Genomic DNA, 24,800 nt, shown 5'->3' with positions numbered 1-24,800 from the left:
CGTATTCGCTCGTTCAACTATTGGATGACGCGCCGGCAGCGGTCTCATGGCGCGTCCATGGTGACTATTTCGGAGCCGTTATTGCGGCACGCGTCGTAAAGCGGGTTCCATACCAAGTCGAATCCCGGTTGGCTGCTCCATGGGTCGAAAAGTGCTCCGGATGGGAGTGGCGCTTGCGCACGGACGAAGCCCAGCAGTTCGTCGATCTCGGTCTTGAGTCCTCGTTGACCGAAGGTGAAGTTGGCCAGGGATTCAAAACTCACGATTGTTGAGTTCACGATCGCAGCTTGTTGTTCGGCCGTGATTTCACCTGACTGATGGCGATCCCACGCATCTTTAAGAGTGGTGGCGATGACGGAAAGTCCTGCGCAGGTCATGGCGACATCGGGTGCGAGGGCATCCGGTTCAGCGAAGTCCGGGTCCGCAGGCCATGTGCTCTGGGGCGTCTCGACGGTGCTTTTCGTGTCGGCGGTGGGATCGACGCCGGGCTCCGGTGCTGACACGCACGCCGAGAACAGTGCCACGCCGGCTACCGCCATGGCGAGCGGGATGCCGAGCTTGCGGCGGATGTGACCTCGTACGGGTCTCGGCGGCGGGACAATCCCATGCGGCTCGATTGTCATGTCAGGCCTCTCTGTGGTTCGGTACGGATCACGACGGCTCATCATTCGGTCGCCATGGGGGCGTAGTCGTGGAGGACGGTTCGAAGTGATTGCAGCGCCGTCGCGTAGCGGGATCGGGTGGTTGATTTCGATGCAGACATCAGACTTGCGGCTTCGGTCACGGTGAAACCATCGCCGTGTACGAGCAGCACGAGTTCCCGCTGCACGGCAGGCAGCGTAGCGACTGCCGCCCATATGTCGGTGTGCTCGTCGGCGGGGTCGTTGTCGCTTTTGCTGCGGTCGGTGATTAGGGTGTGACGCAGCTTGGCTGCGAGGTCGCTATGCCTCATCTTGCCGCGCTCATAGTTCGCGAGGACTCGTCGCGCGACCCCAAACATCCACATCCGGGCGCGGGTCTCATCGGTCGGGAGATCAGCGACCCTGCGCCACACCGTCAGCAGCGTCTGGGCTAAGAGGTCGGCAGCGTCTTCGGTCGGATTCGCCCGTCGTCGAAAGTACGCGAGAACGTCAGCAGCATTCGCCTCGACTGCTGCGGTCATACGACGGGTCCGTTCGTCCCGTCTCGAACCGCTCACTCGCCTGTCCCAGGGCGGCAGTCTGAGCTGCCTTCGACAGATATCCCGCTACTGTGGCCGTGCGCACTTAGATCTGCTACGACTAAACCGAACAACGCGTACCCGACCCTCGCGCCCTCCTCGGTCGCGTTGAATGGATTTTCCGGGTCAGCCTCTATTTCTGCAAGTCGTTCGTCCAGCGGAAGAGCGTTGAGGTCGAGACTGCGGAGGTATTCCTTGGCACTTTCAATGGCTTTGTCTGATTCGTCGCTTGCCACTTGATCCGGCGTCAGCACGTATTCGAGTGTGCAGGTCATTCCGGTATCGAGCACTAGTGTGCTGCTGACGTCTGGATCGAAGGTGAACCACTCGACCACTTTCGGTGCGGCCACGGCAGCGGTTGCCGTAGCGCCGCTGAGTACGAGTACCATGCTTAAAATGGCCACTGTCCGTCGACTAAAACGGTCTCGGAGAGGCGGCGATGGACGGGATCCGCCCCCGATTTCTGCAACTAGATCAGTTGTTGCACCCCCGATATCGGCGCTCGTGCGGAGACGCAACGCTTCGTCCAACTGCCGCTCAACAGAATCGTGCATTAGACCTAGTTCCTCACATAGATGCCGGTTACTTAGGTATCTGTCCAGCATCCGCGGATTCGTCCGAGCAACCTCGTGCATTATTTCGGAAACAGGATGCCGCGCTCCGCAGCCACTCGGAAGCTAGTCGTGGAGCCAGAGCCTACTGGTCGACATCCCGGATCTCGTGCCCACATTCGGGGCGACGAGACCACTGAGGATTCACCGGCGTCGCGCTTGCTTTCGCAACTGGACTGTCGCATAACCTACCTGTCTCGAAACCCATGTGTTTCGAGACACCTGGGCTACGAGACACATCGTGGATCCAGCCGATGATGCGCGTCAAAACGCCTCGGTGGGGACGTTATCGAAGGCGCTGATGGGGTACGCATCGAGATTGGGATCCTTGGAGATCCGGTTCGCAGTGCTCCGGGTACAGCCCACGAAGAGGCTTCGTGCATGAATGCCCTGACCAACAAATCAGCGGAGATCCGACGGCCACCAAAACATCTGTTTGCTGCCATGTAAAACTGCCCATGCGAGGCGGGCCTCCTGCGGGGAGGTCTATCGATGCGTTAACCCGCGAAGGCGGGCATTCCGCAAGACGGTCATTCCACGAGGGGCCAAGTGCAACGTGCGGATTCGCCCAGAGCCGACGCTCGCGAAGCGTTAGTTGCGGCTCAAGACCTCCGCGCGCTTCGCTTCATACTCTTCATTCGACAAAAGTCCTTCGTCGCGAAGCTGCGCGAGCAGTTGAAGCTGTCCAGTCGGGTCGACAGACGCCTTTGCCCATTGCGGCGTATTTCTGCGTGAAAGACGAACGGCTATGACTATGACAGCAACGACGACCACAACGACTACCAACGGCACTCCGGCGATGACGACAAGGTGCCATCCGGTGAGATTACCGAGCATTTTTCTCCCTATTCGGCATCTGCCGATCAACGTGACACTATCGGATTCGTTATGGATCTGATTTCAGTTCATAGATCGGAGCAACGGTCACCAAGAGGACCCAACCCAACTTTCATACAGCACAAGCTGGCGCTGAGGGTTCCCCTTGCGAGAACGTGCAGAGCGCGTGTGCGAAGTGCCTCGAAAGGGCCTCCGCACCGAACTACACGGACTAGCTGCGCGCCGCAGATTGAGGGAACCAAAGACGGGGTACCACGGCGACCGCGCGAGCGGTGATGATGGCCAGGTGAGCAAAACGACCTCCTGGACCCTGATCGCAACGATGACTGCAATCTCCGTCCTCATCCTCGGCTTCGTCGCAACCTACCGCTTCGCGATGCCACTGGTGTATCGCGGTGACATACCCACGCCGGACTACGAAGTTCAGGCACTCATCGCGGGAACCTCGATCATTGTGACTCTCACGGGCGGCGTCGCAGCCGGCATCCATGCGACGCGGCACAAAGATGACCGCAGACGAATCGTAGGCTGGGCGGCAGCGGCTCTCACCGCCGGAACCGCGCTGGGAACGATCCTCGCGTTCACGCTCAGCGCACAGTAAGACAGAAGCACCAAGGACGGTCGCCTGTCGCACCCGCGACCCTTCCGGTTGGCAGCGACGATCCACCCTTTCTGGATAGGTCACGGGCAACAAAGGATGGACTGCCAAATCCCGCCGAGCGGCGCCGTGTGGAGTACATTCGCGGAACACGGTGCACGCGCCGGTGCCAGAATGGCCGAATGACCAGCGCCGACCCATTTGCCGACAGGCGCCTTGTCCGAGAGATTCGCCGCGCCGCGGACGTGAGCGTTCCGCACAGCACATGGCCGGCAACAATTCCGGCGGTCGCCGCCGTGCTCGACTCAGGCCTGCAGCTCGGCGACGGTGTCACTTTCCTCGTCGGCGAGAACGGCAGCGGCAAATCGACGCTGATCGAAGCTGCGGCAGCGGCGTACGGACTCGGGCCGGAGGGTGGAACCGTTCATTCGGCTCACACAACTCGACAAACTGAATCACCACTTGGCGACTGGATCAGCCTCGCCAAAAAGCCTGGAGCACCGAAATGGGGCTTCTTCCTTCGCGCTGAGACGATGCACGGCTATTACACGTTTCAGGACTCCCTCGTCGGCGGTCATGATTTCCACAGCATGAGCCACGGAGAATCATTTCTGGCGGTCGCCGAGACCTACCTGACGCGCCCAGGGTTCTACTGCCTCGACGAGCCTGAAGCCGCCCTGTCGTTCAGTTCGACACTGGCGATGATCGGGGTGCTGGCCGAGGTCGTCGCGAACGGGTCCCAGGTGCTGTGCGCTACTCACTCCCCTGTGCTGGCGTCACTTCCCGGCGCAACTATCTACGAGTTCGGTGATCACGGCATCCGCCGTACAGCGTGGGAAGACCTCAACCTCGTCACGCATTGGAAGTCGTATCTGGACGGACCGGGGCGCTACCTGCGCCACGTTCTCAGCTGACGCGTCCACAACCGGGTCAAATCGCGGCCGCGAAACCCGCGCAGGTCGGCCCGACCGCTTCGGCGACATAGTCAGCGAGAGGGCGGCGCGACACACCGGCACTTGCCCAGACTCCGGCGGCCGCTGCTGCAGCGGCCAGCACGGCGAAGGCGACGGCCTGGGGAAGGAGATCCCCTGCCCCATCGCCGAGGCGCCGCGACAGAAAGTCGCGCAATACCTCGCTCTGCTTCATGAGGCGGCGAAGGCCGGATGCTTCGAGGTCATCGCGAGTGCCCATGAGGTCAACCTGGGTCAAGGCCCACGGCACTCGGCCATCGGGGTGCGCGGCCGCCACCCGGATTACAGCGTCTCGGACTGCGTCCATCGCTGGAACATCCGTGGGAGCTAGAGCGAGCTCATCCGCGAGACGCTCCAGTGTCTCGTCAACATCCACCCAGAGCACGTCAGATTTTGATCCGAAGTAGTTGAAGAACGTGTTGCGGCTTACCCCTGCTCGCTGAGCGATCTGGTCGACGGTCGTTCCCGCATAGGTCTGCTCAAGGAAGAGTTCGGCGGCGGCTTCCTCGAGGGTGCGCTTGGACGAGCGACGCGGTCGCCCGACCGGCTGAGCCTGGTTCATGTCGACTCCTTCCCCACAGAAGCGTATCTAGCCGACTCGCTTCGTGGGAAAAGGGAACAGAACAAGGCGCTACAGTGTTTATTAGACCGCGTCCAAAAACTCTTTGCGCTTCGCCGTTCATCCCCCTCAAGCTTTCAAGGATCAATCATGCATTCGTCAACCCAGCATCGTGCCCGACGGGCGCTCGCGTCTGTCGCATCGGCGACCGTGCTCGCCCTCCTTCTGGCTGGTTGCCAGGCGTCCCCGGACGCGGCATCGTCAGCGCCTGTCGAGGGCGGGACTCTGACATATGCGAGCGGTGACGCCGAACCGTCATGCCTCGACCCGCATGTTGGCGGCAACTACCCGCAGGCGCTCCTCGCAGGCCAGTTCCTCGATTCGTTGGTGTCGCGTGATGCCGACGGCGAGATCATTCCGTGGCTCGCCACCGAATGGTCCGCCTCGGAAGATCGACTCAGCTGGGAATTCACACTGAGGGACGATGTCACATTCACTGACGGCACACCGTTCAACGCAGAGGCCGTCAAGGTGAACGTTGAGCACCTCAAGGACCCAGCGACTGAGTCGTCGACCGGTTATCTTGCCCTCGGCAAGGTGGAGTCGGTCGAAGCCGTCTCGGACACAGTGGCGCGGTTCACGCTGAGCGCCCCCGACAGTGCACTGCTCGAGTCCCTCTCCATGCCGTGGCTCGCTATCGAGTCGCCGGCTGGTATTGCCCGCGGAATGGAAGAGAACTGCCAGGCGCCTATCGGCACCGGGCCGTTCATCGTCGATGAGTGGGTGAAGCAGGACCACGTCTCGCTCGTCCGCAATGACGACTACAACTCGCCGCCTGCAGACGCCAAGCACGATGGGAAGGCGTACCTCGAGGCGATCGAGTGGCGTTTCATTCCGGACTCCGCCTCGCGCTATGCCGCTCTGCAGGCAGGTCAGGTCGACGTTCTGGACAACGCGCAGCCCGACACCATCGCCTCGGCGGAGAAGACGACGACGCTGGCACACCTCGATGCACCGCGGCCAGGTGCCTCGAACCGGATCGAGCTGAACGCCGGTGCCGCACCGTTTAACGACCCGGCGGTCCGGGAAGCATTCATCCGCGCCGTCGACGTAAATGACGGCATCGAGTCGCTGTTCTTTGGTTCGGCAGAACGCTCGTACTCACCGCTGTCGAGCGTCGAGTCGGCGGGCTACTCGGACGAATCGCTGTTCGGCACCGACCTGGACGAGGCGAACACCCTGCTCGATGAGGCCGGTTGGAGCGAGAAGGACGCAGACGGCTACCGGGTGAAAGACGGCGAGCGCCTCACCCTCGACTTCCCGGTTTCCACAAACCAGTCGATCCCGGCTGAGCAGTCCCTCTTCGAGCAGATTCAGGCCACCGCGAAGCAGGCCGGTTTCGACGTGCAGCTCAGCCTTCTCGATCTGTCGAGCTGGTACGGCGTGCTCGCTGAGAACGAGTACGACCTTGTGAGCGCTCCGTACACGAAGGTCGGGCCTGACGTCCTGCGAATCCTGTACCACTCCGACGGAATCGTTCCCGCGCCGAGTGGCTACTTCGCCAACCTCTCACAGGTCAGTGATCCGCAGCTTGATGACCTGCTCACCCGGGCAAGCGAGATCTCCGACAACGACGAGCGTTCGGATCTCTACGAGCAAGCACAGAAGATCATTCTCGAGGGTTTCCACATCCTTCCGCTCTACGACCAGCAGAACCACTTCCTGCTGAGCACCGAGGTCAAGGGCACCCGCTCCATGCCCACGGTGTCGACTCCGACGTTCTATGACACCTGGCTCGCCGGCAAGTAAAGTCGAGCGCTCGAGGAGTCGCCGCGTTTCGCGGTGGCTCCTCGTTCAGCTCGGTGGCGCCGTCTTCGTGTTGTGGGCCGTGGCGACCCTCACCTTCTTCGCCATCCGCCTGATCCCCGGCGATCCGGCTGAGGCCGTCCTCGGTGGCCCAGGTTCCCAGGCTTCTCAGGAAACGCTTGACCAGGTTCGGCGCGAGTACGGACTCGACCTCCCTCTCGTCACGCAGTACCTCCAGGCACTCGGCCGACTCCTCGCAGGCGACCTGGGCTCCTCATACGCGCTTAAGGTACCCGTCGCCGATCTGCTCGGCGCCCAAATCGGCGGCACACTCCTGCTTGCGCTCTTCGCACTCGCGCTGGCCTGGCTGTGCGCGCTCGCCCTCTCCCTCTGGTCAACCGGCGGGAGCCGCACCGCCGCTTCCGTCGGACAGGGCATCGAACTCACCAGCGCCGCACTGCCCCACTTCTGGCTCGCCACAGTGCTGATCGCTATCTTCAGCACCACCCTCGGCTGGTTGCCTCCGGTCTCCACGGGAGGAGCCGCTGGCATCATCCTGCCCGTTCTCACCCTCGCCATCCCGCTCGCCGGATTCCTCGCCCAGGTCATGCGCGAGACGCTCCTCGACACGCTCGACGCCCCATTCATCGTCTCGGCGCGAGCACGCGGCGAAAGCGAGCGAGGCATCCGTCTTCGCCATGCCCTCCGACACGCGAGTCTTCCGGCCATCAGCCTGTCTGGCTGGGCTCTTGGTTACCTCATCTCGGGCGCCGTTGTCGTCGAGACGATCTTCGCGAGGCCGGGCCTGGGTCGCACACTTCTTCAGGCAGTCACACTTCGTGACGTCCCAGTCGTCACCGGCGTTGTCCTGTTGGTCGCGTTTGTCTACATTGTGATGACGATTCTGACGGATGCCGCCTCCCGGCTCGCAGATCCACGCCTGCGTAGTGCGGAGACCAGGCGATGAGCGAACTCGACCTGCGGACGGCTGCGGCGAGCGCCACACACGTCCGCCGAGTGCGCCTGAGCGTCGGTGAAGTACTCGCCAGCCTCTTCGTGCTCTTCCTCGTGGTGGCGACAATCGCCCCCGGCGTGCTCTCCTCCATCGATCCGAACGCCATCTCCGCGAAGGAAGCGTTTGAGAGCCCGTCGACCGACCACTGGTTCGGCACAGATGAATCCGGCAGGGACATCTACAGCCGAGTGGTAGCTGGAACCTCAACCTCACTCCTCATCGGCATTTCCGCGACAGCCATCGGCCTCACCCTCGGACTGATCCTCGGAGTGCTCGCGGGCTTCGGCGGACGGGCACTCGACTTCACCGTCAACCGCGTCATCGAGGTGCTCTTCGCCTTCCCCGGTCTCCTCCTCGCGCTTCTCGTCATCGTGATCGCCGGCCCAGGGCCCGTGACGGCAACCATCGCCGTCGGCCTGTCAACAGCGCCAGGGTACGCGCGCATCATCCGCGGCCAGCTGATCAGCATCAGGTCATCCGGCTACGTCGAGGCGGCCCGCGTACTCGGCCACGGTCGGTGGCGCGTCCTCACCCGTCACATCCTGCCCAACGCCCTTGCCCCTCTCGTTGTCCTCGCTACCCTCGGCGTCGGCCAGGCTGTGGTCTGGGCCGCTGCACTCAGCTATCTCGGTCTCGGAGCCCAACCACCGGCTGCGGAGTGGGGCGCCATGCTGTCCGCCGGCCGCACCTACATCGGTACCGCGTGGTGGCTCACCGTCTTCCCCGGCCTGATGATCGTGCTCACCACCATCGCCACAACAGTGCTCGGCCGAAGCCTCACTCGACGAACGGCGGCAAACGCGTGAACTCCCCACTGCTCTCCGTCGACAACCTGTCCGTCTCGTTCGGCGACAACACTGTGGTCCACGACCTCAGCTTCTCCGTGAACCCCGGCGAGTGCGTCGCGATTGTCGGTGAATCGGGTTCGGGCAAGAGCGTCACCGCTCGCTCGCTGCTCGGCCTGGCTGGCGCCCGCTCGCGGGTCTCCGCATCGACCCTCAGCCTCAACGGCAGGGACCTCAGCACCGCCTCAGACCGTGACTGGCGACGCATCCGCGGATCGCAGGTCGGTCTTGTCCTCCAGGATGCCCTCGTTTCCCTCGACCCGCTGCGCCCGATCGGCCGAGAGATCGGCGACGCCCTCCGGCTGCACGGTGGCCTGTCGGCGCTCGCGGCCCAGACCCGAGTGCTCGAGGTTCTCAGCCAGGTCGGCATGCCGTATCCCGAACGCGCCGTATCCCAGCGCTCAGGTGACCTCAGCGGCGGCCTTCGCCAGCGCGCCCTCATTGCCGCAGCTCTCGCCCTTCACCCGCCGCTCCTGATCGCCGATGAACCAACAACCGCTCTCGACGTCACCATCCAGGCCCGCATCCTCGACCTGCTCGCCGAGATCAAGGCCAATGGCACCGGGATCCTGCTGATCAGCCATGACCTGGCCGTCGTCAGCGCGGTCGCTGACCGCGTCCTCGTCATGAAAGACGGTCGCATTGTCGAATCCGGCGATACACGCACCCTGCTGAACCACCCACGCGAGGAGTACACACAGCGCCTGATCGCCGCCGTTCCCACCGACAAACCCCGGGGTACCCAGCTGGTGCCGGGCGCGCCGGCCGTTCGCACCCCGCCGACACTTCGAACGACGGATGCCATCACGCCGGTTCTCGAGGCGCGGTCACTTGTCAAGACGTTCCCGGCACCAGGCGGTCGGTTCCGTGCCGTGAACGGTGTCTCGTTCGACCTGGCTCGCGGCGAAACCCTGGGACTCGTCGGCGAGTCAGGGTCTGGCAAAACAACGGTTGCCCGACTGGTCCTCGCGCTCAGCACACCGGACGAGGGCAGTGTGCTGCTCGATGACCGTCCGTTCTCAGAACTCCGCGAGCGCGACCGGAGACCGTTGCGTCGGCGTATCGGAGCGATCTACCAGGACAGCCTGAGCTCATTCGATCCGCGGATGAGTGTCCGGCGCATTCTCACGGACGCGCTCGACACGGCACCGGCGGACGACCGCTCAAGCGTCGCCGAACTCCTCGACTCCGTTGGGCTGGCGCAGAGCGTCGCGAGCACCCGCCCTCTCCTGCTGTCCGGAGGCCAGCGCCAGCGGGTGTCGATTGCCCGCGCCCTCGCCGCACGCCCCGAGCTGATCGTCTGCGACGAGCCAGTGTCTGCGCTCGACGTCACCGTCCAGGCCCAGGTCCTCGATCTACTCGACCGGCTGCAGGCTGAACGCGGCCTCAGCTACCTGTTCATCTCCCATGATCTGGGCGTCGTACGCCACATGAGCGACCGGATAGCCGTAATGAAGGACGGGCGCATCGTTGAGACCGGAAACGCGACAGACGTTTTCGACAACCCGCAGCATCCGTACACCGCTCGACTCGTCGCTGACGCACCCCGACTGGCCTCGCACTCGGCCTGACTGCCCGACGATAAGTCTCGGCTCCGGTAGCATTAACCGTTCCCGACACTCAGGCACGTACACACGGTGCCGCCCATATCGAACCGGAGTTACCCATGACCTCATCAGTTCCAGACAAGCCCGTACTCGAGGGCCTCGAGGCAAAATGGGGGCCGGCATGGGAGGCAAACGGCACCTATAGCTTCAACCGCCCTGCCGCGCTCGAGGGTGGCCGCGACTGCGTCTACTCGATCGACACGCCGCCGCCGACCGCATCAGGTTCGCTGCACATCGGGCACGTTTTCAGCTACACCCACACCGACGTGGTTGCGCGCTTCCAGCGCATGCAGGGCAAGCAGGTCTTTTACCCGATGGGCTGGGACGACAACGGTCTGCCCACCGAGCGTCGTGTGCAGAACTACTACGGCGTTCGCTGCGACCCGACACTCCCCTACGACCCGGACTTCGTGCCACCGTTTGAGGGCGGCGACAACAAGAGCTCAAAGGCCGCGGACCAGAAGCCGATCTCACGACGCAACTTCATCGAGCTCTGCGAAACGCTGACGATCGAAGATGAGAAGCAGTTCGAGGCGCTGTGGCGCACCCTTGGCCTCTCGGTGGACTGGAAGCAGTCGTACCGCACGATCGGAAACGACTCCATCCGCACCAGCCAGCTCGCTTTCGTGCGCAACATCGAGCGTGGCGAGGCATACCAGGCCATGGCGCCGACGCTGTGGGATGTGACATTCCGCACGGCTGTTGCGCAGGCCGAACTCGAAGACAAGGAACAGCCGGCCGCGTACCACCGTCTCGCCTTCGCGAAGCCAGACGGCGGCACCATCGAAATCGAAACCACCCGTCCCGAGCTGCTCCCAGCCTGTGTCGCCCTTGTCGCGCACCCCGACGACGAGCGCTACCAGCAGTACTTCGGCACGACAGTGAAGACACCACTGTTCGGCGTTGACGTTCCCGTTCTAGCCCATCACCTCGCCCAGCCTGACAAAGGAGCGGGCATCGCCATGATCTGTACGTTCGGTGACGTCACCGACGTGGTCTGGTGGCGCGAGCTTGATCTGCCCAACCGCACCATCATGGGTCGGGACGGTCGCATCATTAGTGAAGCACCGGATGTCATTACGAGCGAAGAAGGACAGTCCGCGTACCGCGAACTGGCCGGCAAAACCGTCTTCAGCGCCAAGCAGGCCGTCGTTGCGCTGCTCAAGGAGTCCGGTGACCTTCTCGGAGACCCCAAGCCGATCACCCACGCCGTCAAGTTCTTCGAAAAGGGCGACAAGCCGCTCGAGATCGTGTCCACCCGCCAGTGGTACATCAAGAACGGTGCCCGCGACGAGGAGCTTCGTGCCCGCCTGATCGAACTCGGCAATGAACTCGATTGGCACCCCGACTTCATGCGGGTGCGGTACGAGAACTGGGTCGGCGGGCTGACCGGCGACTGGCTGATCTCGCGCCAGCGTTTCTTCGGCGTGCCCATCCCGCTCTGGTACCCACTCGACGCCGACGGCAACCCGGTCTACGACTCCCCCATTGTTGCTGCAGAGGCGTCGCTTCCGGTCGACCCGTCCAGCGACACCGCCCCCGGGTTCGAGGAATCGCAGCGCAACCAGCCCGGTGGCTTCATCGGCGAACTCGACGTCATGGACACCTGGGCCACATCGTCGCTCACCCCGCAGCTTGCCGGTGGCTGGGAGCGCGACCCTGAGCTGTGGAACCTTGTGTTCCCGTACTCCATGCGTCCGCAGGGACAGGACATCATCCGCACCTGGCTGTTCTCCACCATGCTGCGTTCGGTGCTCGAGTACAACGAGAAGCCGTGGGAGCACGCCGCTCTTTCCGGTTGGATCCTCGACCCCGACCGCAAGAAGATGTCGAAGTCCAAGGGCAACGTCGTTACCCCTGCTGACATCCTGGAGAAGCACGGTTCGGATGCTGTTCGGTACTGGGCGGCATCGTCTCGCCTCGGCACCGACGCAGGTTTCGACCCGCAGAACCCGACGCAGATCAAGATCGGGCGCCGTCTCGCGATCAAGGTGCTCAACGCATCCAAGTTCATCCTGAGCTTCGATGCTGCTGCTGACGCCGAGGTGACCGAGGCGATCGACCTGAGCATGCTCGCGACGTTGCGCACCGTTGTTGCTGACGCGACGAGTGCGTTCGAGTCCTACGACCACGCTCGTGCACTTGAGACGGCCGAGTCGTTCTTCTGGACGTTCTGCGACGACTACCTCGAACTGGTGAAGGAGCGCGCATACGACGTCGCCAACCCTGGCCAGGCATCCGCCGTCGCCGCACTGCGCGAGGCCCTGAGCGTCCTGCTCCGCCTGTTCGCACCGTTCATCCCGTTTGCTGTCGACGAGGCCTGGTCCTGGTGGAACGAGGGCTCCGTGCACTCGGCGTCCTGGCCCACCGTCGATGAGCTGACCCCTGAAGGCGACGCCGAACTTCTGGTCCTGGCCGGTCAGGCTCTGACAAGCATCCGTCGCGCCAAGACCGACGCGAAGGCGTCGCAGAAGGCGACACTGACTGAGGCGACGATCACGGGCACGAGCGAACAGATTGCCCTCCTGACCGCGGCAGAATCCGATCTCAAAGCGGTCGGACGTATCGTTAGACTCAGGTTCACCCCGGCGGACGAGCTCACGGTCACCGGAGTCGAATTTGCCCCGGTCGACGCCCCAGCGCCGAACGAGAGTTAGGGAGAAGCAATGACGTTCGAGATTCGACCGGCTCACGACCGCGACTTCTTCAATTGGCTGCCTCTCTTCGCTAGCTACGGCGACTTCTACGGCACTCCGGTGCCCGATGAGAAGGCGCTGCTGGTGTGGAGCTGGATCACCGACAATGCGCACGGTGTTTCCGCTCTGGTTGCGCAGGACGCCGACGGGTCGCTCGTCGGCCTCGCCCACTACCGCACCTTCGCGCGACCGCTGGCCGGCGGCACAGGAGTTTACCTCGACGACCTGTTCGTCGCTCCTGATGCACGCGGCAAAGGCATCGCCACCGCCCTAATCGAGCAGGTCACGGACATCGCGCGGTCACAGGGTGCGACGATCGTGCGCTGGATCACAGCTCCGGACAATGATGAGGCGCAGATCCTCTACGACAAGGTCGCGAATCGCACGGAATGGGTGACCTACGACCTCAAGGTACAGGGGTAGCGTCATGCAACTCGGAACGCGCTGGTCGGTTGGGGACACACCGCCCGCTGGACTGTCCGAGGTCGTCGTCGCTGCCGTGAAGACGGTCGAGGACGAACTCGTCGCTGAGGATGTCGACACGACAGGTTGGCGATGGACTCTCACCTGGCTTGAACGCTTGCCGATCGTCGAGCTCGACGATGGCACGATCATCACGTTCAACCCGTCGACGGGCTCGGCAACGATCCGTCAGCATGACGACGCCACCGAGGACGACGAAGAGTAGCAAGAGACTCTCGAGGTAAGTCGATTCTGTTACTTGCGGGCGAGAATCTCGCCGTGCGGCATGGCATACCACCCGCGATCGTCGCCAACCCATTCGGTCCACGCCGCTGATATCTCGTTGAGCTCAGCCTGGGAGGCTGCGCCGGTTTCGATCGATTGCTCGGCGAAGCTGGACTCAACGGCTCGATCCGCCCAAGCGCTCCCCCACCAGTCGCGATCCGCATCCGTGGAGAAGCACCAGATCGACGCCGAGCTCTCGACGTGGGTGAAGCCGGCCTCCATGGCCCAGGCCTTGAGCGACCGCCCTGCGTTGGGCTCGCCAGCGTTCGACCGGGCCAGAGACTGGTACACGCGCATCCACGTGTCCAGCCCTCGCAGGAGCGGGAACCAGCTGGCAGCACCATAGATGACGTCCCGAGCCGCGACGATGCCGCCCGGCTTGACCACTCGGCGCATCTCGCGGAGAACAGCAACGGGATCCCCGACGTGCTGAAGCACCTGGTGTGCGTGCACGATGTCGAATGTGTCATCCGGGTAGTCGAGCGCGTACGCGTCTCCGGGCACAAAGTCGACGTTCATGACGCCGCTGTCGCGCGCGAGCGTTGAGGCTGAAATGCAGACGTCGCTCGACGCGTCCATTCCGATAACGGATCCGGGGTTGATGCGTTCGGCAATGTCCAGGGTGATCGTTCCGGGCCCACTACCAACGTCAAGCACCTGAACGCCAGGCACGAGGTAGGGCGCGAGGTATGCCGCGGAGTTGTCAACGGTACGCCAGCTGTGCGTCCGCAGGACGCTTTCATGATGTCCCAGCGTGTAGCGCTCTGAAATTGCCATAGCTCAAGCCTATGCGTGCCGGGAGCCTGCACACGCCCACATGACAGCCCTGGGTAGTGATGCCTCGTGTGTCAGCGGTTCGCCTGTGAAGGTATTCGTCGGTTGCGAATCATGATGAGCACTGCGGGGACGAGAACCAGGCCGAGGACAATGACGAAGCTCCAGGTGCCCAGTGTTTGGCTGAGCGCGAAGCTGCCGACGACGAGGAAGCCTGCGCCGCTGCTCCGCATTGCGACGGAACCTGGCGGGATGATCGGCGGACTCCGGACGAACGGGATTCTCGTGTCGGGATTGGCGCGAAAGACCCTTGTCAATGACGCCATAAAGAGCACGGCACCGACGGTCGACGAGACCCACCCGAAAACGTCCAGGGCGTCGAGGCTAGGAATGGTTCGCACCTTCGTTCTTTCTCAGATCTTCGGCGAACATCACAATGATGCCGCTAGGCCCGCGGACGTAGGACAGCTTGTAAACGTCCTCGTAAGTCGCCACACCGCGTAGCGGATGACAGTCGTGCTTCGCCGCGATCTCCAACGCCTGATCGATGTCGTCGACGGAAAACGCGACACGGTGCATGCCGATTTCGTTCGGACGAGTGGGACGCGTCTCGATAGCTTCGGGGTGGATGTACTCGAAAAGCTCAAGACGCCCCTGACCGTCCGGCGTTTGCAGCATCGCAATCTTGGCGTGGTTGCCATCGAGACCCACAGCGGTATCGGCCCACTCACCACTGACCGTGTCACGGCCGATGACCGTGAGACCGAGGTCGGTGAAGAAGGCGATTGTTGCTTCGATGTCGCGAACCGCGATGCCGACGTTCTCCAGATGTATGGCCATGAGCTGCACGCTATCAAGCCCTGACGTGTTCGCTCCAGTGCGCGGAACAGTCCGCTCTCAGAAACTGTCCGCGCGACGACCGATCGCCAGCAGACCCCATCGAGGTGACCCCTCGGCAGTCTGGAGTGCGGTTAGGCCGACTTTTCCTGGCGACGAGCCTTGTGGGGAACGATCGTCGGTGCTGCGTTCTCGAGCACCGATTCGCGAGTGATGATGACCCGAGCGACCTCTTCGGTCGACGGCACCTCAAACATGACCGGGCCGAGCACCTCTTCGAGGATGGCCCGGAGACCACGGGCACCGGTCTTTCGGAGAACCGCGAGGTCTGCAATTGCTTCGAGGGCGCTCTGCTCGAACTCGAGCTCAACACCGTCGAGCTCGAACATGCGCTGATACTGCCGAACCAATGCGTTCTTCGGCACCGTGAGGATTTGCATGAGAGCGGTTTGGTCAAGCGGAGTGACCGTGGTGACAACGGGCAGACGGCCGATGAACTCGGGGATCAGTCCGAACTTGTGCAGGTCTTCGGGGAGAACCTCGCTGAAGAGGTTCATGTCGTCGCCCTTGGAGTGCAGCGGAGCACCGAAGCCGATGCCCTTCTTGCCTGCACGGGACGAGATGATCTCCTCGAGTCCGGCGAAAGCGCCGGCGACGATGAAGAGGACGTTCGTCGTGTCGATCTGAATGAATTCCTGGTGAGGGTGCTTACGTCCGCCCTGCGGAGGAACCGAAGCGACAGTGCCCTCAAGGATCTTCAGGAGAGCTTGCTGAACGCCCTCGCCCGAGACGTCGCGGGTGATCGACGGGTTCTCAGCCTTGCGGGCGATCTTGTCGACCTCGTCGATGTAAATGATGCCGGTCTCAGCGCGCTTGACGTCGTAGTCGGCAGCCTGGATGAGCTTGAGGAGAATGTTTTCGACGTCTTCGCCGACGTATCCTGCTTCGGTCAACGCTGTGGCGTCTGCCACAGCGAATGGCACGTTCAGCCGCTTGGCGAGAGTCTGCGCCAAATAGGTCTTGCCACAGCCGGTCGGACCGATGAGCAGGATGTTGCTCTTCGCGATCTCGATGTCGTCGCTGATGGAATCCGCGCTCGTGAGTGTCGACCGAGCACGAGTGCGCTTGTAGTGGTTGTACACCGCGACCGAGAGGGCCTTCTTCGCCGGCTCCTGGCCGATGACGTATTCTTCGAGGAAGTTGAAGATCTCGCGCGGCTTTGGCAGTTCGAACTCCGTCGCAGCGACCTCGCCAGCTTCGGCGAGACGCTCTTCGATGATCTCGTTACAGAGCTCGACGCATTCGTCGCAAATATAAACGCCTGGGCCAGCAATGAGCTGCTGAACCTGCTTCTGACTCTTGCCACAAAAGGAGCACTTGAGCAGGTCGGCGCTCTCACCGATTCGTGCCATCAGCTTTTTCTCCTCTTCTGGCTGTCCGCGTACTCGAGCCTAACCCGAACATGAGACATCGGGGTGTATCCGGCGCGCGGGGGGTCACAATCGCTCTTCGCGGGGAGCGAAAGAAAGATGGGACCCGAGAGCGTGTCTCGGGTCCCATCTTGTGAATCACTGGTTGTTAGGCACCCTTGACGAGAGCCGGCAGGCTCTTGCGGCTGGTGAGAACCTGGTCGATCAGACCGTAGTCGAGCGCCTCTGCTGCCGAGAGGATCTTGTCGCGGTCGATGTCTTTGTTGACCTGCTCGACTGTGCGGTTGGACAGCGCCGAGAGGGTTTCCTCGAGCCAGACACGCATGCGAAGGATCTCCGCCGCCTGGATCTCGATGTCGGATGCCTGCCCCTGTCCGGCCTGGCCGACAGACGGCTGGTGGATGAGGATGCGGGCGTTGGGAAGCGCGAGACGCTTTCCGGGTGTCCCCGCAGCAGTGAGCACGGCGGCAGCCGAAGCCGCCTGGCCGAGAACGACCGTCTGAATGTGCGGACGGATGTACTGCATCGTGTCGAAGATCGCCGTCATCGCCGTGAACGATCCGCCGGGAGAGTTGATGTACATGACGATGTCGCGGTCAGGGTCCATGCTCTCGAGAACGAGAAGCTGGGCCATGACGTCGTCAGCGGATGCGTCGTCGATCTGCACACCGAGGAAGATGATGCGGTCCTCGAAGAGCTTCGCGTATGGGTCCTGGCGCTTGTAGCCGTACGCCGTGCGCTCCTCGAAGCTGGGGAGGATGTATCGCGAGTTCGGCATGGCCGCCGCGGTCTGGGCGAGGTTACCTGCTGCGCGGAATGTAGGGGTTTCCATAGTCATTTTCCTTTAATCTCTCAGCGCTTAGCTCGCATCGGTGCCGCCGCCGCCGGCGACGTCCGTTGCAGATTCGCGGATGTGATCGACGAAACCGTATTCGAGGGCTTCCTGTGCGGTGAACCAGCGGTCGCGGTCGCCGTCAGCGTTGATCTGCTCGACGGTCTTACCGGTCTGCGCCGCTGTGATCTCAGCGAGGCGCTTCTTCATGTCGAGGATGAGCTGGGCCTGCGTCTGGATGTCGCTCGAGGTTCCACCGAAGCCACCGTGCGGCTGGTGCAAAAGCACACGGGCGTTCGGCGTGATGTACCGCTTGCCCTTGGTGCCCGCCGTCAGGAGCAGCTGACCCATCGATGCGGCCATTCCGATTCCGACGGTGACGATGTCGTTCGGCACGAACTGCATGGTGTCGTAGATGGCCATGCCCGCGGTGATCGATCCGCCCGGAGAGTTGATGTAGAGGTAGATGTCACGCTTCGAGTCCTCAGCCGCGAGCAGCAACAGCTTCGCGGCGATCTCGTTGGCGTTCTCATCGCGTACTTCTGCGCCGAGCCAGATGATGCGATCCTTCAGCAGTCGGTCAAAAACACTGTTCGGCAGTGCCAGTTCGGCCATGTCGCGCTCCATTTCAGTTGTTGCGTGTAATCGAATCTATCGGAGGTGCATCGTGACTTCGGCTCTGTTCGCCGTGGGCAGATATCCCGTGGCCCGGCGCCCGTCACTGTAGGAACTGAACTCGCCATTAGACAAAACGACGGATGCCCCGGAAAAGTTTCCGGGGCATCCGTCGTAAGTGCGAAAGCGGGGACTACTTCTTGGCCTTCTTGGCCGGGGCTTCGTCAGCCTCGACAGCGGAGTCAGCGTCAGCCTCGTCTGCGGCAGCTTCGTTTTCGTCAGCTTCATCCTCGTCAGTCGGGATGAATCCGCTGAGGTCGACGGCGTTACCGGCGGTGTCGACAACCTTGGTCTTGCCGAGAACGACGGCGAGGGCCTTGTTGCGGGCAACCTCTCCGACCATGGCAGGAATCTGCTGGTTCTCGTCGAGGACCTTGATGAACTCGCCCGGCTCCATGCCGTACTGAGCTGCGCCCTGGATCAGGTACTGGGTGAGCTCGTCCTGGCTGACCTGGACCTTCTCTGCCTCAGCGATCGTGTCGAGGAGAAGCTGCTGCTTGAACGTTGCCTCGCTCGAGGTCCTGACCTCCGCGCGGTGCTCGTCGTCTTCGAGACGGCCTTCGCCCTCGAGGTGACGGTGCACCTCGTCTTCAACGAGCTTCTCCGGAACGGGGATCTCGACGAGCTCGACGAGCTTTTCGATGAGCTTGGTGCGCGCCTCGGTGCCCTGGCCGAATGCCTTCTGGCGAGCGGCCTGCTCCTTGAGGCTCTCGGTCAGCTCGGCGATGGTGTCGAACTCGCTGGCGATCTGAGCGAAGTCGTCGTCGGCGGTCGGAAGCTCGCGCTCCTTGACGGCACCAACGGTGACGGTGATCTCAGCGGTCTCGCCCTCGTGGTCTCCGCCGAGCAGCGGAGCGCTGAACGTGGTGACCTCGCCGGCAGTGAGGGACTCGAGAACCTCGTCGATGCCCTCGATGAGGTCTCCTGAACCGACCTCGTAGGAGATGCCTGACGCGGTGTCGACCTCTTCACCGTTGATGGTTGCAACGAGGTCGATCTGAACGAAGTCGCCCTTGGTTGCGGGACGGTCAACCGTGACGAGCGTGCCGAAACGGGTGCGGAGCTTGTTGAGTTCTTCCTCAACGTCTGCGTCGGTGACCTCGGCCTCAGCGACCTCGATGGTGATGTCGTCGTATGCGGGGAGAGTGATCTCGGGGCGAACGTCAACCTCGATGGCCAGCTGCAGGTCTCCGGAGAAGTCCTTGTCGCTTGGCCACTCAACGATGTCTGCCTCGGGGCGACCAAGCGTGCGAATGCCGTGCTCTTCGATCGCTGCACGGTAGAAGCCGTCGAGGCCTTCGTTGACCGCGTGCTCGAGAACGGCACCCTTGCCCATGCGCTGGTCGATGATCGCCGGCGGAACCTTGCCCTTGCGGAATCCGGGAATGTTGACCTGCTCGGCGATGTGGCCGTATGCGTGGGTGATGCTCGGCTTCAGGTCTTCGGGTGTCACCGAAATGGCAACCTTGACGCGGGTGGGGCTGAGCTGTTCGACCGTGGATTTCACGTTGGTGTGTTCTCCTGATGTTGTGGATTTTTCCTCGATCTGAGGAGTTTCGGATTGTCGGGGCGACAGGATTCGAACCTGCGACCTCCCGGTCCCAAACCGGGCGCTCTACCAAGCTGAGCTACGCCCCGGTAATTTCTACCGGTGATGAACAATTCACACGATGACTCTCGTCGCTGTGTGGAAGGCCTCGGATAGTCTAATGCACGGATGCCGGACAATTCCGCCCACCGAGTGCGTGCACAAAGCACCCTCAAACGTGTACTACGATATTCGAGTGCCGGTTCTCCGGCTCAGGATCACAACTGAAATACCGAAGTTTCGGCAAGTAATGCGCCGAATTCGGGGCTGTAGCTTAGTGGTAAAGCCTCTGTCTTCCAAACAGATGATGCGAGTTCGATTCTCGTCAGCCCCTCCAAATTCCCATCCCGCCCGCACGACGAAGGCGAAGCCATGAAGTTGCTCCGCCCGTACTCCCTCTGGACTACAGCCGGTGTGGTTCTTTTCGTGCTCGCCGGCTTCGCGCTGGCGACAGGCCGATTCGGGCCAGGCGTCATGATCATGGCCGGTTCGGCACTGTGCCTCGGCACCGGCATGGCCTCGCACAAACGGTGGATCAAGAAAAACGGTTCGGCCTAAACCGAATCCGCGTCCAGCGATTCCGCGTGGTGCCGCGAGTGTTCCAGGTAGATCTCCGCATTCCGACGGATGCCATCAATCTCGTCCTCTGTCAGCTCACGTCGAACCTTTCCCGGCACCCCGGCGACGAGAGAGCGCGGCGGAATCACAGCGCCGGACAGCACGACCGCTCCCCCGGCGATCAGGCACTCGTCTCCGATCACCGCGCCGCTCAGGACGACGGCGCCCATCCCAACGAGCACCGTGTCGCCAATGGTGCAGCCGTGCACCACAGCGTTATGACCAACGGAGACACCTTTTCCGATCACAACGGGTGACGACGAGTCGACGTGCACCGCGACCCCGTCCTGAATGTTGCTGCCCTCCCCGAGCTCGATTGACGCCGAGTCGCCGCGGAGCACTGCGTTGTACCAAACGCTCGACGCCGACCCCAGCGTCACGTTGCCGATAATGCGGGCGCCAGGGGCGATGAATGCCGTCTCGGCGATCGTGGGGCCGTCGATGCCAGTAAGAGTGAGGATGGTTGCGGAACTGTCGCTCGTCATGTCGTCACACTATCGCGGAGCGGTTCGTGCACACCGGGTACTTTTCTCCACCGATTCAAAATGAGCACACACCGCGGCACAAGCTCTGCCACAATCGGGCCATGTCTTCGACCCCGGGTTCCCCTCCGCCGTCTGCATTCCCCGACTTTCCGGTGCCCGGCATTGCGGCTGGCCCGACCGGCATCTGGCCAGCACGGCCTGAATTCCTCACGGATTCAGCCCTGTGCCCGTCATGTTTCAGTTCGCTGGCGGGTGCCTCTTTCTCTCCGGGCGCTGACCAGTCGCCCGGCCCGGTATGCGGCAACTGCGGTCTCGACCTCTCCGGCGCCGAAGCATCCGAGGTTTTCCGGTCGGGTAACGACATAGTCTCCGCCGAAAGGAAGAGGCAGCAACTCCTCCGACAAATGCGTGCAAACCAGGCCGATCGCGAGATGGCGCGTGCGCGAGCGGCGGCCCACACGATGGCCGTGCGGAACTCCGCCGCGTACTACCCGGCACCGCATCATGCGGTACCGCAGCACAACGCGGCCCAAAATTTTGCACCGCAGAATGTCGCACAGCAACATGTGGCACAGCAGACCGTTGCACCACAGGGTGCTGCACCGCTGAGCGCCTGGTATCCGGAGCATCCGCCCGCGCCTCCAGCGGCCGCCTCGACCGAGCCAGCCCGACCACGACGTTCGGGCATTCAAATCCTCATGCTCACGGTCGGCGTCATCCTCGTCTCCATCATGGCGATCTTCTTTGTGCTGCTCGCCTACCTGATTGCAAGTCTCGAGGTTCGATCCGTGCTCACAGCGGTAGCGAGCGTCGCCGTGTTCGGGATCGCCTGGCTCCTGCACAGACGAAGACTCTCGGGAACCGCGCAGGGAATCGCGGCCCTGGCCGTTGTTCTGCTCCTGCTCGACCTGTGGATCATCCGCGCCAACGATCTGTTCGGCTCCGGCGGCGTGGACGGTTGGCTCTACTCCGGACTCGCCACGGGCATTTTCGCGACCCTCCTCGCTGTTGGGATTCGCGCTCTTCCGCTTCGAACCCTCAGCCTCTCGGCCGTGTTGCTGGCACCGTTCGGTGTCTTCGCCCTCACCCTCGGCATCCTGAGGGATGCGGCACCGACCACACCGGTCTGGGCAGCGCTCACCGCGGTCGGAGCAGCAGCACTTTCATGGCCGTTGATCCGCTTCGGCCCGATCGAGAGGGGCGTCGTTCGGGCGCTCGGAGTCGTCGCGGCGACATTCGCGATTCTTCCTGCGGCGATCGCGTTCCCCGGGCCGGTCGCTGGCCCTGTCATCTCTCTCACCTTGCTGGCATTCGTCTGGCTGGGTCATCTCCTCGTGTCGCCATTCCAAACTGCACCGGCGACGGCGCCCGCTGCGAACGTACCGGGCTCAAAAGCGCCGCAGGTGGCGTCGCCGGTGGCGCCACCAGCCACCTCGGTGATGCAGTTGCTGATCGCACTGGGGCTTGGATTCACCGTTGCCGCTGTGGGTCCAGCCGTGTGGCTTCGTCTCCCGGAGCTGAGCGCGACGCTGTGGGCACCAGCCGTGCTCGCGATGCTCGGCGCCGTCATACTCGCAGCCATCGCCCGACTGCCGCAGCTGGCGGCTCGATCGGGGCTTCTCAGCGCGGCGACCGTGGTACCGCTCAGCGTCGGCGCTCTGGCGACCCTTCCGGCCATCTGTGTCACGTTCGGCCAGTTCGCAGCGATTTTGAGCGTGCGAGAGTTCAGCCTCGCCGTCACCGACAACCTCCCCCTGGTGCTGCCTGATTCCCGGTGGACCGTGGTTCTGGGCCTCGTCCTCGTTACTGTGCTTATGGCATCCGCTCTCGCAATTCTGGGTCGCCTTCGCGGCACAGGATGGGTACCGGCCGCGCTCGGCGGGCTCGGACTGGTCGCCCTGTGTTTCGCCCTGTCAACGCCAACCCTGGCCGGCTTCGGTTTTCTCGCCCTTGCTGCCGGGGCGCTGGTCGCCACCTCCTCGCGGCGACTGCCCAAGCCCTACCGGATCGTCGCAGCGGCCACGGTTGCGCTCGCAACCCCCGGTGTCTTCTTCGTCGGTTTGACGAGCACCGTGACGTTCCCGTTGGCGGTGCTCGCCACTCTCGCGATTGTGATTGTGTTCCGGCAGGTTGTCGGCGGGGCGGCGCGGGCGGCGCGATGGCTCACTCCCCTGCTCGTTGCGGTGGCGATCACCGTTCTGCTTGGCAGTGTGCGGCTGGTCGCCGACTGGTTCGAAACCGTCACGGGAACGACGACGGCGCACGCGCTGCCTGCCCTTTCGGTCTCGTTCTGCGCCCTCGCGATACTCCTCGCAATCCCGCTGACAGCGCGTGTGTTCAGCCGCGCCGAATCAGCAACGGCAGGGGCCGTTACGGTTATTCCGCTTGCCGCTGGCCTTCTCGAACTCTCGTTCCGAATTGGCACGGATGCTGTGCCATTCCTTGTGATCTGCGGAATCGCCGCGGGTGCAGCGGTGCTCTGGCAGGTTGTGCGTGGCGTGGCGGCATGGCCAGAGCGGTATGTGGCGGCGCTCGTTGCGCCGGCGCTAGCCGTGATCTTCGCCGCCGTGTTGTGGGATCAATTCGACTCTCCCCGGGCACCTGTGGCCGCAGCCGCCGCCGTCGTCGTGCTCGCTGGTGCTGCGCTTGTCCTGTTCCGCCCGGAAGAACTGCCCGGTCGTTCGCCACGCTTTCGCCCTAATCAGCTGGCGCGAATCGCCTGGGACGTCGCACTCGGTTTCTGCGCGGCGGCCCTCATCGTGCGCGCGGTGCCCTCGAACGACCTCGGATGGGCAATTCTTCTGCTCCTCGCGGTCGCGGCCGTGATTGTAGCGAGCGGTGATGGTGGAGTCGTCCGAGGCTCCCGCCCCCGGCGCCACATCGCCTGGGTGGGCCTTCCTCTCGCGGTGGGTTCGCTGTGGATGGCGCTCATCCGCGCCGATGTGACCGGCATCGAGTTTTACACGTTGCCCGTGGCCGGGCTGCTCCTCACGATCTTCGGGCTTATTGTGATGCGACGCGAGCCGACGGCGAACGCAACCGGACGCACCGTGTTGTTTGCGGCGGCTCTCTCGATTGCCCTTCTTCCGACCGCTCTGGCTTCAGACCCCAACGAACCACTGCGAGGAGTATTGGTTGTCGCCGCAGCGGCAGGCCTCCTCATCGGTGGTCCGTTCCTGCCGTCCGCCTTCCGAGGCACCCCAGTCGCCATCATCGCCTGGCTCGCGGGCACGATCACCGCGACCTTGACCGTACTCGTGCTCTCGCAGCGCGGGGCATCGGAAGGCTGGCAGAACGAGACGGTCGCCTGTCTCCTTCTGATCGGTGGAATCCTCTGGCTTTACCGCCGACGGTCGCCCGCTCTTCTCGGCACCGCCGCGATTGCTCTCGCCCCTGTGCTGGTCGCTGTCCCCACGACGAATGCTCTGGTCGACGGGACCGCGGAGTTCTGGCGCTTTTTCGCGGTCTTGCTCTTCACGTCGACGCTGTCCCTTCTCGCCTCCCTTCCGCGGGTCAACTCACCGCTCGTTCGCTGGACCGCGCTCGCGGCGGCCGCGCTCGTTGCGGTGGTGGCCGTCGGCACCGGGCTCGCCGATCCGTTCGAGGAAGCGACAGTCCCCATCGCCATCGCATTGCTGATCGGGGGCGCAGTTCGAATGGCCTTCGACTTCCGGGCCCGATCGTGGCCTGAGCTCGGCGCCGGGGTCCTTTTGCTGCTCGTGCCCTCTCTCCTCGCCGATTTCGGAAACACAGAACTGTGGAGGGTCATCGCGCTCGGAGTTGTCGCCCTGGCGGTGTTCGGAGCCGGTGTCACCTTGAAGCTCAGCGCTCCGACCCTCGTTGGCGCCACCGTCCTCGTGGTCCACGCACTGGCGCAACTGTGGCCGTGGATCTCAGGCCTGTACGGCATTGTGCCGTGGTGGCTCTGGGCGGGCATCGGAGGCGTGATCCTCATCGTGGGCGGCGCGACGTACGAGAAGCGCATTCGAGACCTCCGCTCGGCAGCGCGCAGCATTTCGTCCCTGCGCTAAATTCCGCCCGTTCGCGCCT

The 24,800-nt window shown here is 63.2% G+C and carries 24 protein-coding genes and 2 tRNA genes; 12 read left to right on the top strand and 14 right to left on the bottom strand.

Annotation, left to right across the window (positions count from 1 at the left end; all coding sequences use genetic code 11):
- Positions 1-44 precede the first annotated feature (44 nt).
- From D9V28_RS03620 to D9V28_RS03605, 4 genes are all read right to left on the bottom strand, one after another.
- Positions 45-623, bottom strand: coding sequence for a hypothetical protein (locus tag D9V28_RS03620; protein WP_147440902.1), 579 nt, complete (start codon positions 621-623; stop codon positions 45-47).
- Between the two features lie 41 nt (positions 624-664).
- Positions 665-1,162 (bottom strand): RNA polymerase sigma factor, encoded by a 498-nt coding sequence (locus tag D9V28_RS03615; protein WP_121658305.1) that lies wholly within the window; start codon positions 1,160-1,162, stop codon positions 665-667.
- Positions 1,163-1,194: 32 nt separating this feature from the next.
- Positions 1,195-1,608, bottom strand: a complete 414-nt coding sequence (locus D9V28_RS03610) for a hypothetical protein (protein ID WP_121658304.1) — start codon at positions 1,606-1,608, stop codon at positions 1,195-1,197.
- Between the two features lie 813 nt (positions 1,609-2,421).
- Positions 2,422-2,667, bottom strand: coding sequence for an SHOCT domain-containing protein (locus D9V28_RS03605; protein WP_121658303.1), 246 nt, complete (start codon positions 2,665-2,667; stop codon positions 2,422-2,424).
- A gap of 286 nt (positions 2,668-2,953) precedes the next feature.
- On the opposite strand from D9V28_RS03605, the gene D9V28_RS03600 reads away from it, so the two are divergent.
- Together D9V28_RS03600 and D9V28_RS03595 are read left to right on the top strand one after the other, a co-directional pair.
- Positions 2,954-3,268: a hypothetical protein gene (locus D9V28_RS03600; RefSeq protein ID WP_147440901.1), complete on the top strand. Its 315-nt coding sequence runs from the start codon at positions 2,954-2,956 to the stop codon at positions 3,266-3,268.
- A gap of 179 nt (positions 3,269-3,447) precedes the next feature.
- On the top strand, positions 3,448-4,179 hold the full coding sequence (locus D9V28_RS03595) for an AAA family ATPase (protein WP_121658301.1): 732 nt from the start codon (positions 3,448-3,450) through the stop codon (positions 4,177-4,179).
- A 16-nt stretch (positions 4,180-4,195) separates the two neighbouring features.
- On the opposite strand, the gene D9V28_RS03590 is transcribed toward D9V28_RS03595, so the two are convergent.
- The gene (locus D9V28_RS03590; protein WP_121658300.1) at positions 4,196-4,798 is read right to left on the bottom strand and encodes a TetR/AcrR family transcriptional regulator; all 603 of its coding nucleotides are present in this window, start codon (positions 4,796-4,798) and stop codon (positions 4,196-4,198) included.
- A 147-nt stretch (positions 4,799-4,945) separates the two neighbouring features.
- Here D9V28_RS03590 and D9V28_RS03585 point away from each other — a divergent pair, with 147 nt between their 5' ends.
- The 7 genes from D9V28_RS03585 to D9V28_RS03555 all read left to right on the top strand — a co-directional run bounded on the left by D9V28_RS03585 (position 4,946) and on the right by D9V28_RS03555 (position 13,452).
- Positions 4,946-6,604 carry an ABC transporter substrate-binding protein gene (locus tag D9V28_RS03585; protein ID WP_121658299.1) on the top strand — a complete coding sequence of 553 codons (1,659 nt, stop codon included), beginning with the start codon at positions 4,946-4,948 and terminating at the stop codon, positions 6,602-6,604.
- Positions 6,579-7,568, top strand: a complete 990-nt coding sequence (locus D9V28_RS03580) for an ABC transporter permease (RefSeq protein ID WP_121658298.1) — start codon at positions 6,579-6,581, stop codon at positions 7,566-7,568. Before D9V28_RS03585 ends, D9V28_RS03580 begins: the two co-directional genes overlap by 26 nt.
- Complete coding sequence (locus D9V28_RS03575) at positions 7,565-8,422, top strand: ABC transporter permease (RefSeq protein WP_121658297.1); 858 nt, start codon at positions 7,565-7,567, stop codon at positions 8,420-8,422. Before D9V28_RS03580 ends, D9V28_RS03575 begins: the two co-directional genes overlap by 4 nt.
- Positions 8,419-10,032, top strand: a complete 1,614-nt coding sequence (locus D9V28_RS03570) for a dipeptide ABC transporter ATP-binding protein (RefSeq protein ID WP_121658296.1) — start codon at positions 8,419-8,421, stop codon at positions 10,030-10,032. Before D9V28_RS03575 ends, D9V28_RS03570 begins: the two co-directional genes overlap by 4 nt.
- Positions 10,033-10,127: 95 nt before the next feature.
- Positions 10,128-12,725 (top strand): valine--tRNA ligase, encoded by a 2,598-nt coding sequence (gene valS, locus D9V28_RS03565; protein ID WP_121658295.1) that lies wholly within the window; start codon positions 10,128-10,130, stop codon positions 12,723-12,725.
- Between the two features lie 9 nt (positions 12,726-12,734).
- Complete coding sequence (locus D9V28_RS03560; protein ID WP_121658294.1) at positions 12,735-13,187, top strand: GNAT family N-acetyltransferase; 453 nt, start codon at positions 12,735-12,737, stop codon at positions 13,185-13,187.
- 4 nt (positions 13,188-13,191) lie between these two features.
- Positions 13,192-13,452, top strand: a complete 261-nt coding sequence (locus D9V28_RS03555; protein WP_121658293.1) for a hypothetical protein — start codon at positions 13,192-13,194, stop codon at positions 13,450-13,452.
- 29 nt (positions 13,453-13,481) lie between these two features.
- Here D9V28_RS03555 and D9V28_RS03550 read toward each other — a convergent pair whose 3' ends face one another.
- The 8 genes from D9V28_RS03550 to D9V28_RS03515 all read right to left on the bottom strand — a co-directional run bounded on the left by D9V28_RS03550 (position 13,482) and on the right by D9V28_RS03515 (position 19,697).
- Positions 13,482-14,288: a class I SAM-dependent methyltransferase gene (locus D9V28_RS03550; RefSeq protein ID WP_121658292.1), complete on the bottom strand. Its 807-nt coding sequence runs from the start codon at positions 14,286-14,288 to the stop codon at positions 13,482-13,484.
- A gap of 71 nt (positions 14,289-14,359) precedes the next feature.
- Positions 14,360-14,686 (bottom strand): hypothetical protein, encoded by a 327-nt coding sequence (locus tag D9V28_RS03545; protein WP_121658291.1) that lies wholly within the window; start codon positions 14,684-14,686, stop codon positions 14,360-14,362.
- Complete coding sequence (locus D9V28_RS03540) at positions 14,670-15,125, bottom strand: VOC family protein (protein WP_121658290.1); 456 nt, start codon at positions 15,123-15,125, stop codon at positions 14,670-14,672. The genes D9V28_RS03545 and D9V28_RS03540 overlap by 17 nt, the downstream gene beginning before the upstream one ends.
- Positions 15,126-15,256: 131 nt before the next feature.
- Positions 15,257-16,534 carry an ATP-dependent Clp protease ATP-binding subunit ClpX gene (clpX, locus tag D9V28_RS03535; RefSeq protein WP_121658289.1) on the bottom strand — a complete coding sequence of 426 codons (1,278 nt, stop codon included), beginning with the start codon at positions 16,532-16,534 and terminating at the stop codon, positions 15,257-15,259.
- A 166-nt stretch (positions 16,535-16,700) separates the two neighbouring features.
- Positions 16,701-17,384, bottom strand: coding sequence for an ATP-dependent Clp protease proteolytic subunit (locus D9V28_RS03530; protein ID WP_280524731.1), 684 nt, complete (start codon positions 17,382-17,384; stop codon positions 16,701-16,703).
- A 27-nt stretch (positions 17,385-17,411) separates the two neighbouring features.
- Positions 17,412-17,999, bottom strand: coding sequence for an ATP-dependent Clp protease proteolytic subunit (locus D9V28_RS03525; protein WP_121658885.1), 588 nt, complete (start codon positions 17,997-17,999; stop codon positions 17,412-17,414).
- A 193-nt stretch (positions 18,000-18,192) separates the two neighbouring features.
- Positions 18,193-19,566, bottom strand: coding sequence for a trigger factor (gene tig / locus D9V28_RS03520; RefSeq protein ID WP_121658288.1), 1,374 nt, complete (start codon positions 19,564-19,566; stop codon positions 18,193-18,195).
- Positions 19,567-19,623: 57 nt separating this feature from the next.
- Positions 19,624-19,697 (bottom strand) — tRNA-Pro (locus tag D9V28_RS03515).
- 213 nt (positions 19,698-19,910) lie between these two features.
- Here D9V28_RS03515 and D9V28_RS03510 point away from each other — a divergent pair.
- Together D9V28_RS03510 and D9V28_RS03505 are read left to right on the top strand one after the other, a co-directional pair.
- Positions 19,911-19,984 (top strand) — tRNA-Gly (locus D9V28_RS03510).
- Positions 19,985-20,019: 35 nt separating this feature from the next.
- Positions 20,020-20,205: a hypothetical protein gene (locus tag D9V28_RS03505; RefSeq protein WP_121658287.1), complete on the top strand. Its 186-nt coding sequence runs from the start codon at positions 20,020-20,022 to the stop codon at positions 20,203-20,205.
- Here the strand turns inward: D9V28_RS03505 and D9V28_RS03500 are convergent.
- Positions 20,202-20,750, bottom strand: a complete 549-nt coding sequence (locus D9V28_RS03500; RefSeq protein WP_121658286.1) for a gamma carbonic anhydrase family protein — start codon at positions 20,748-20,750, stop codon at positions 20,202-20,204. The genes D9V28_RS03505 and D9V28_RS03500 overlap by 4 nt on opposite strands.
- Positions 20,751-20,851: 101 nt before the next feature.
- On the opposite strand from D9V28_RS03500, the gene D9V28_RS03495 reads away from it, so the two are divergent.
- Positions 20,852-24,781, top strand: a complete 3,930-nt coding sequence (locus D9V28_RS03495) for an SCO7613 C-terminal domain-containing membrane protein (protein WP_147440900.1) — start codon at positions 20,852-20,854, stop codon at positions 24,779-24,781.
- Positions 24,782-24,800 lie beyond the last annotated feature (19 nt).

Source organism: Mycetocola zhadangensis (genome assembly GCF_003668565.1).
In the GTDB taxonomy this organism is placed as follows: Bacteria; Actinomycetota; Actinomycetes; order Actinomycetales; family Microbacteriaceae; genus Mycetocola_A; species Mycetocola_A zhadangensis.
Note: the sequence above shows the minus strand (reverse complement) of the source record. Positions and strands in the feature narration are given on the sequence as shown.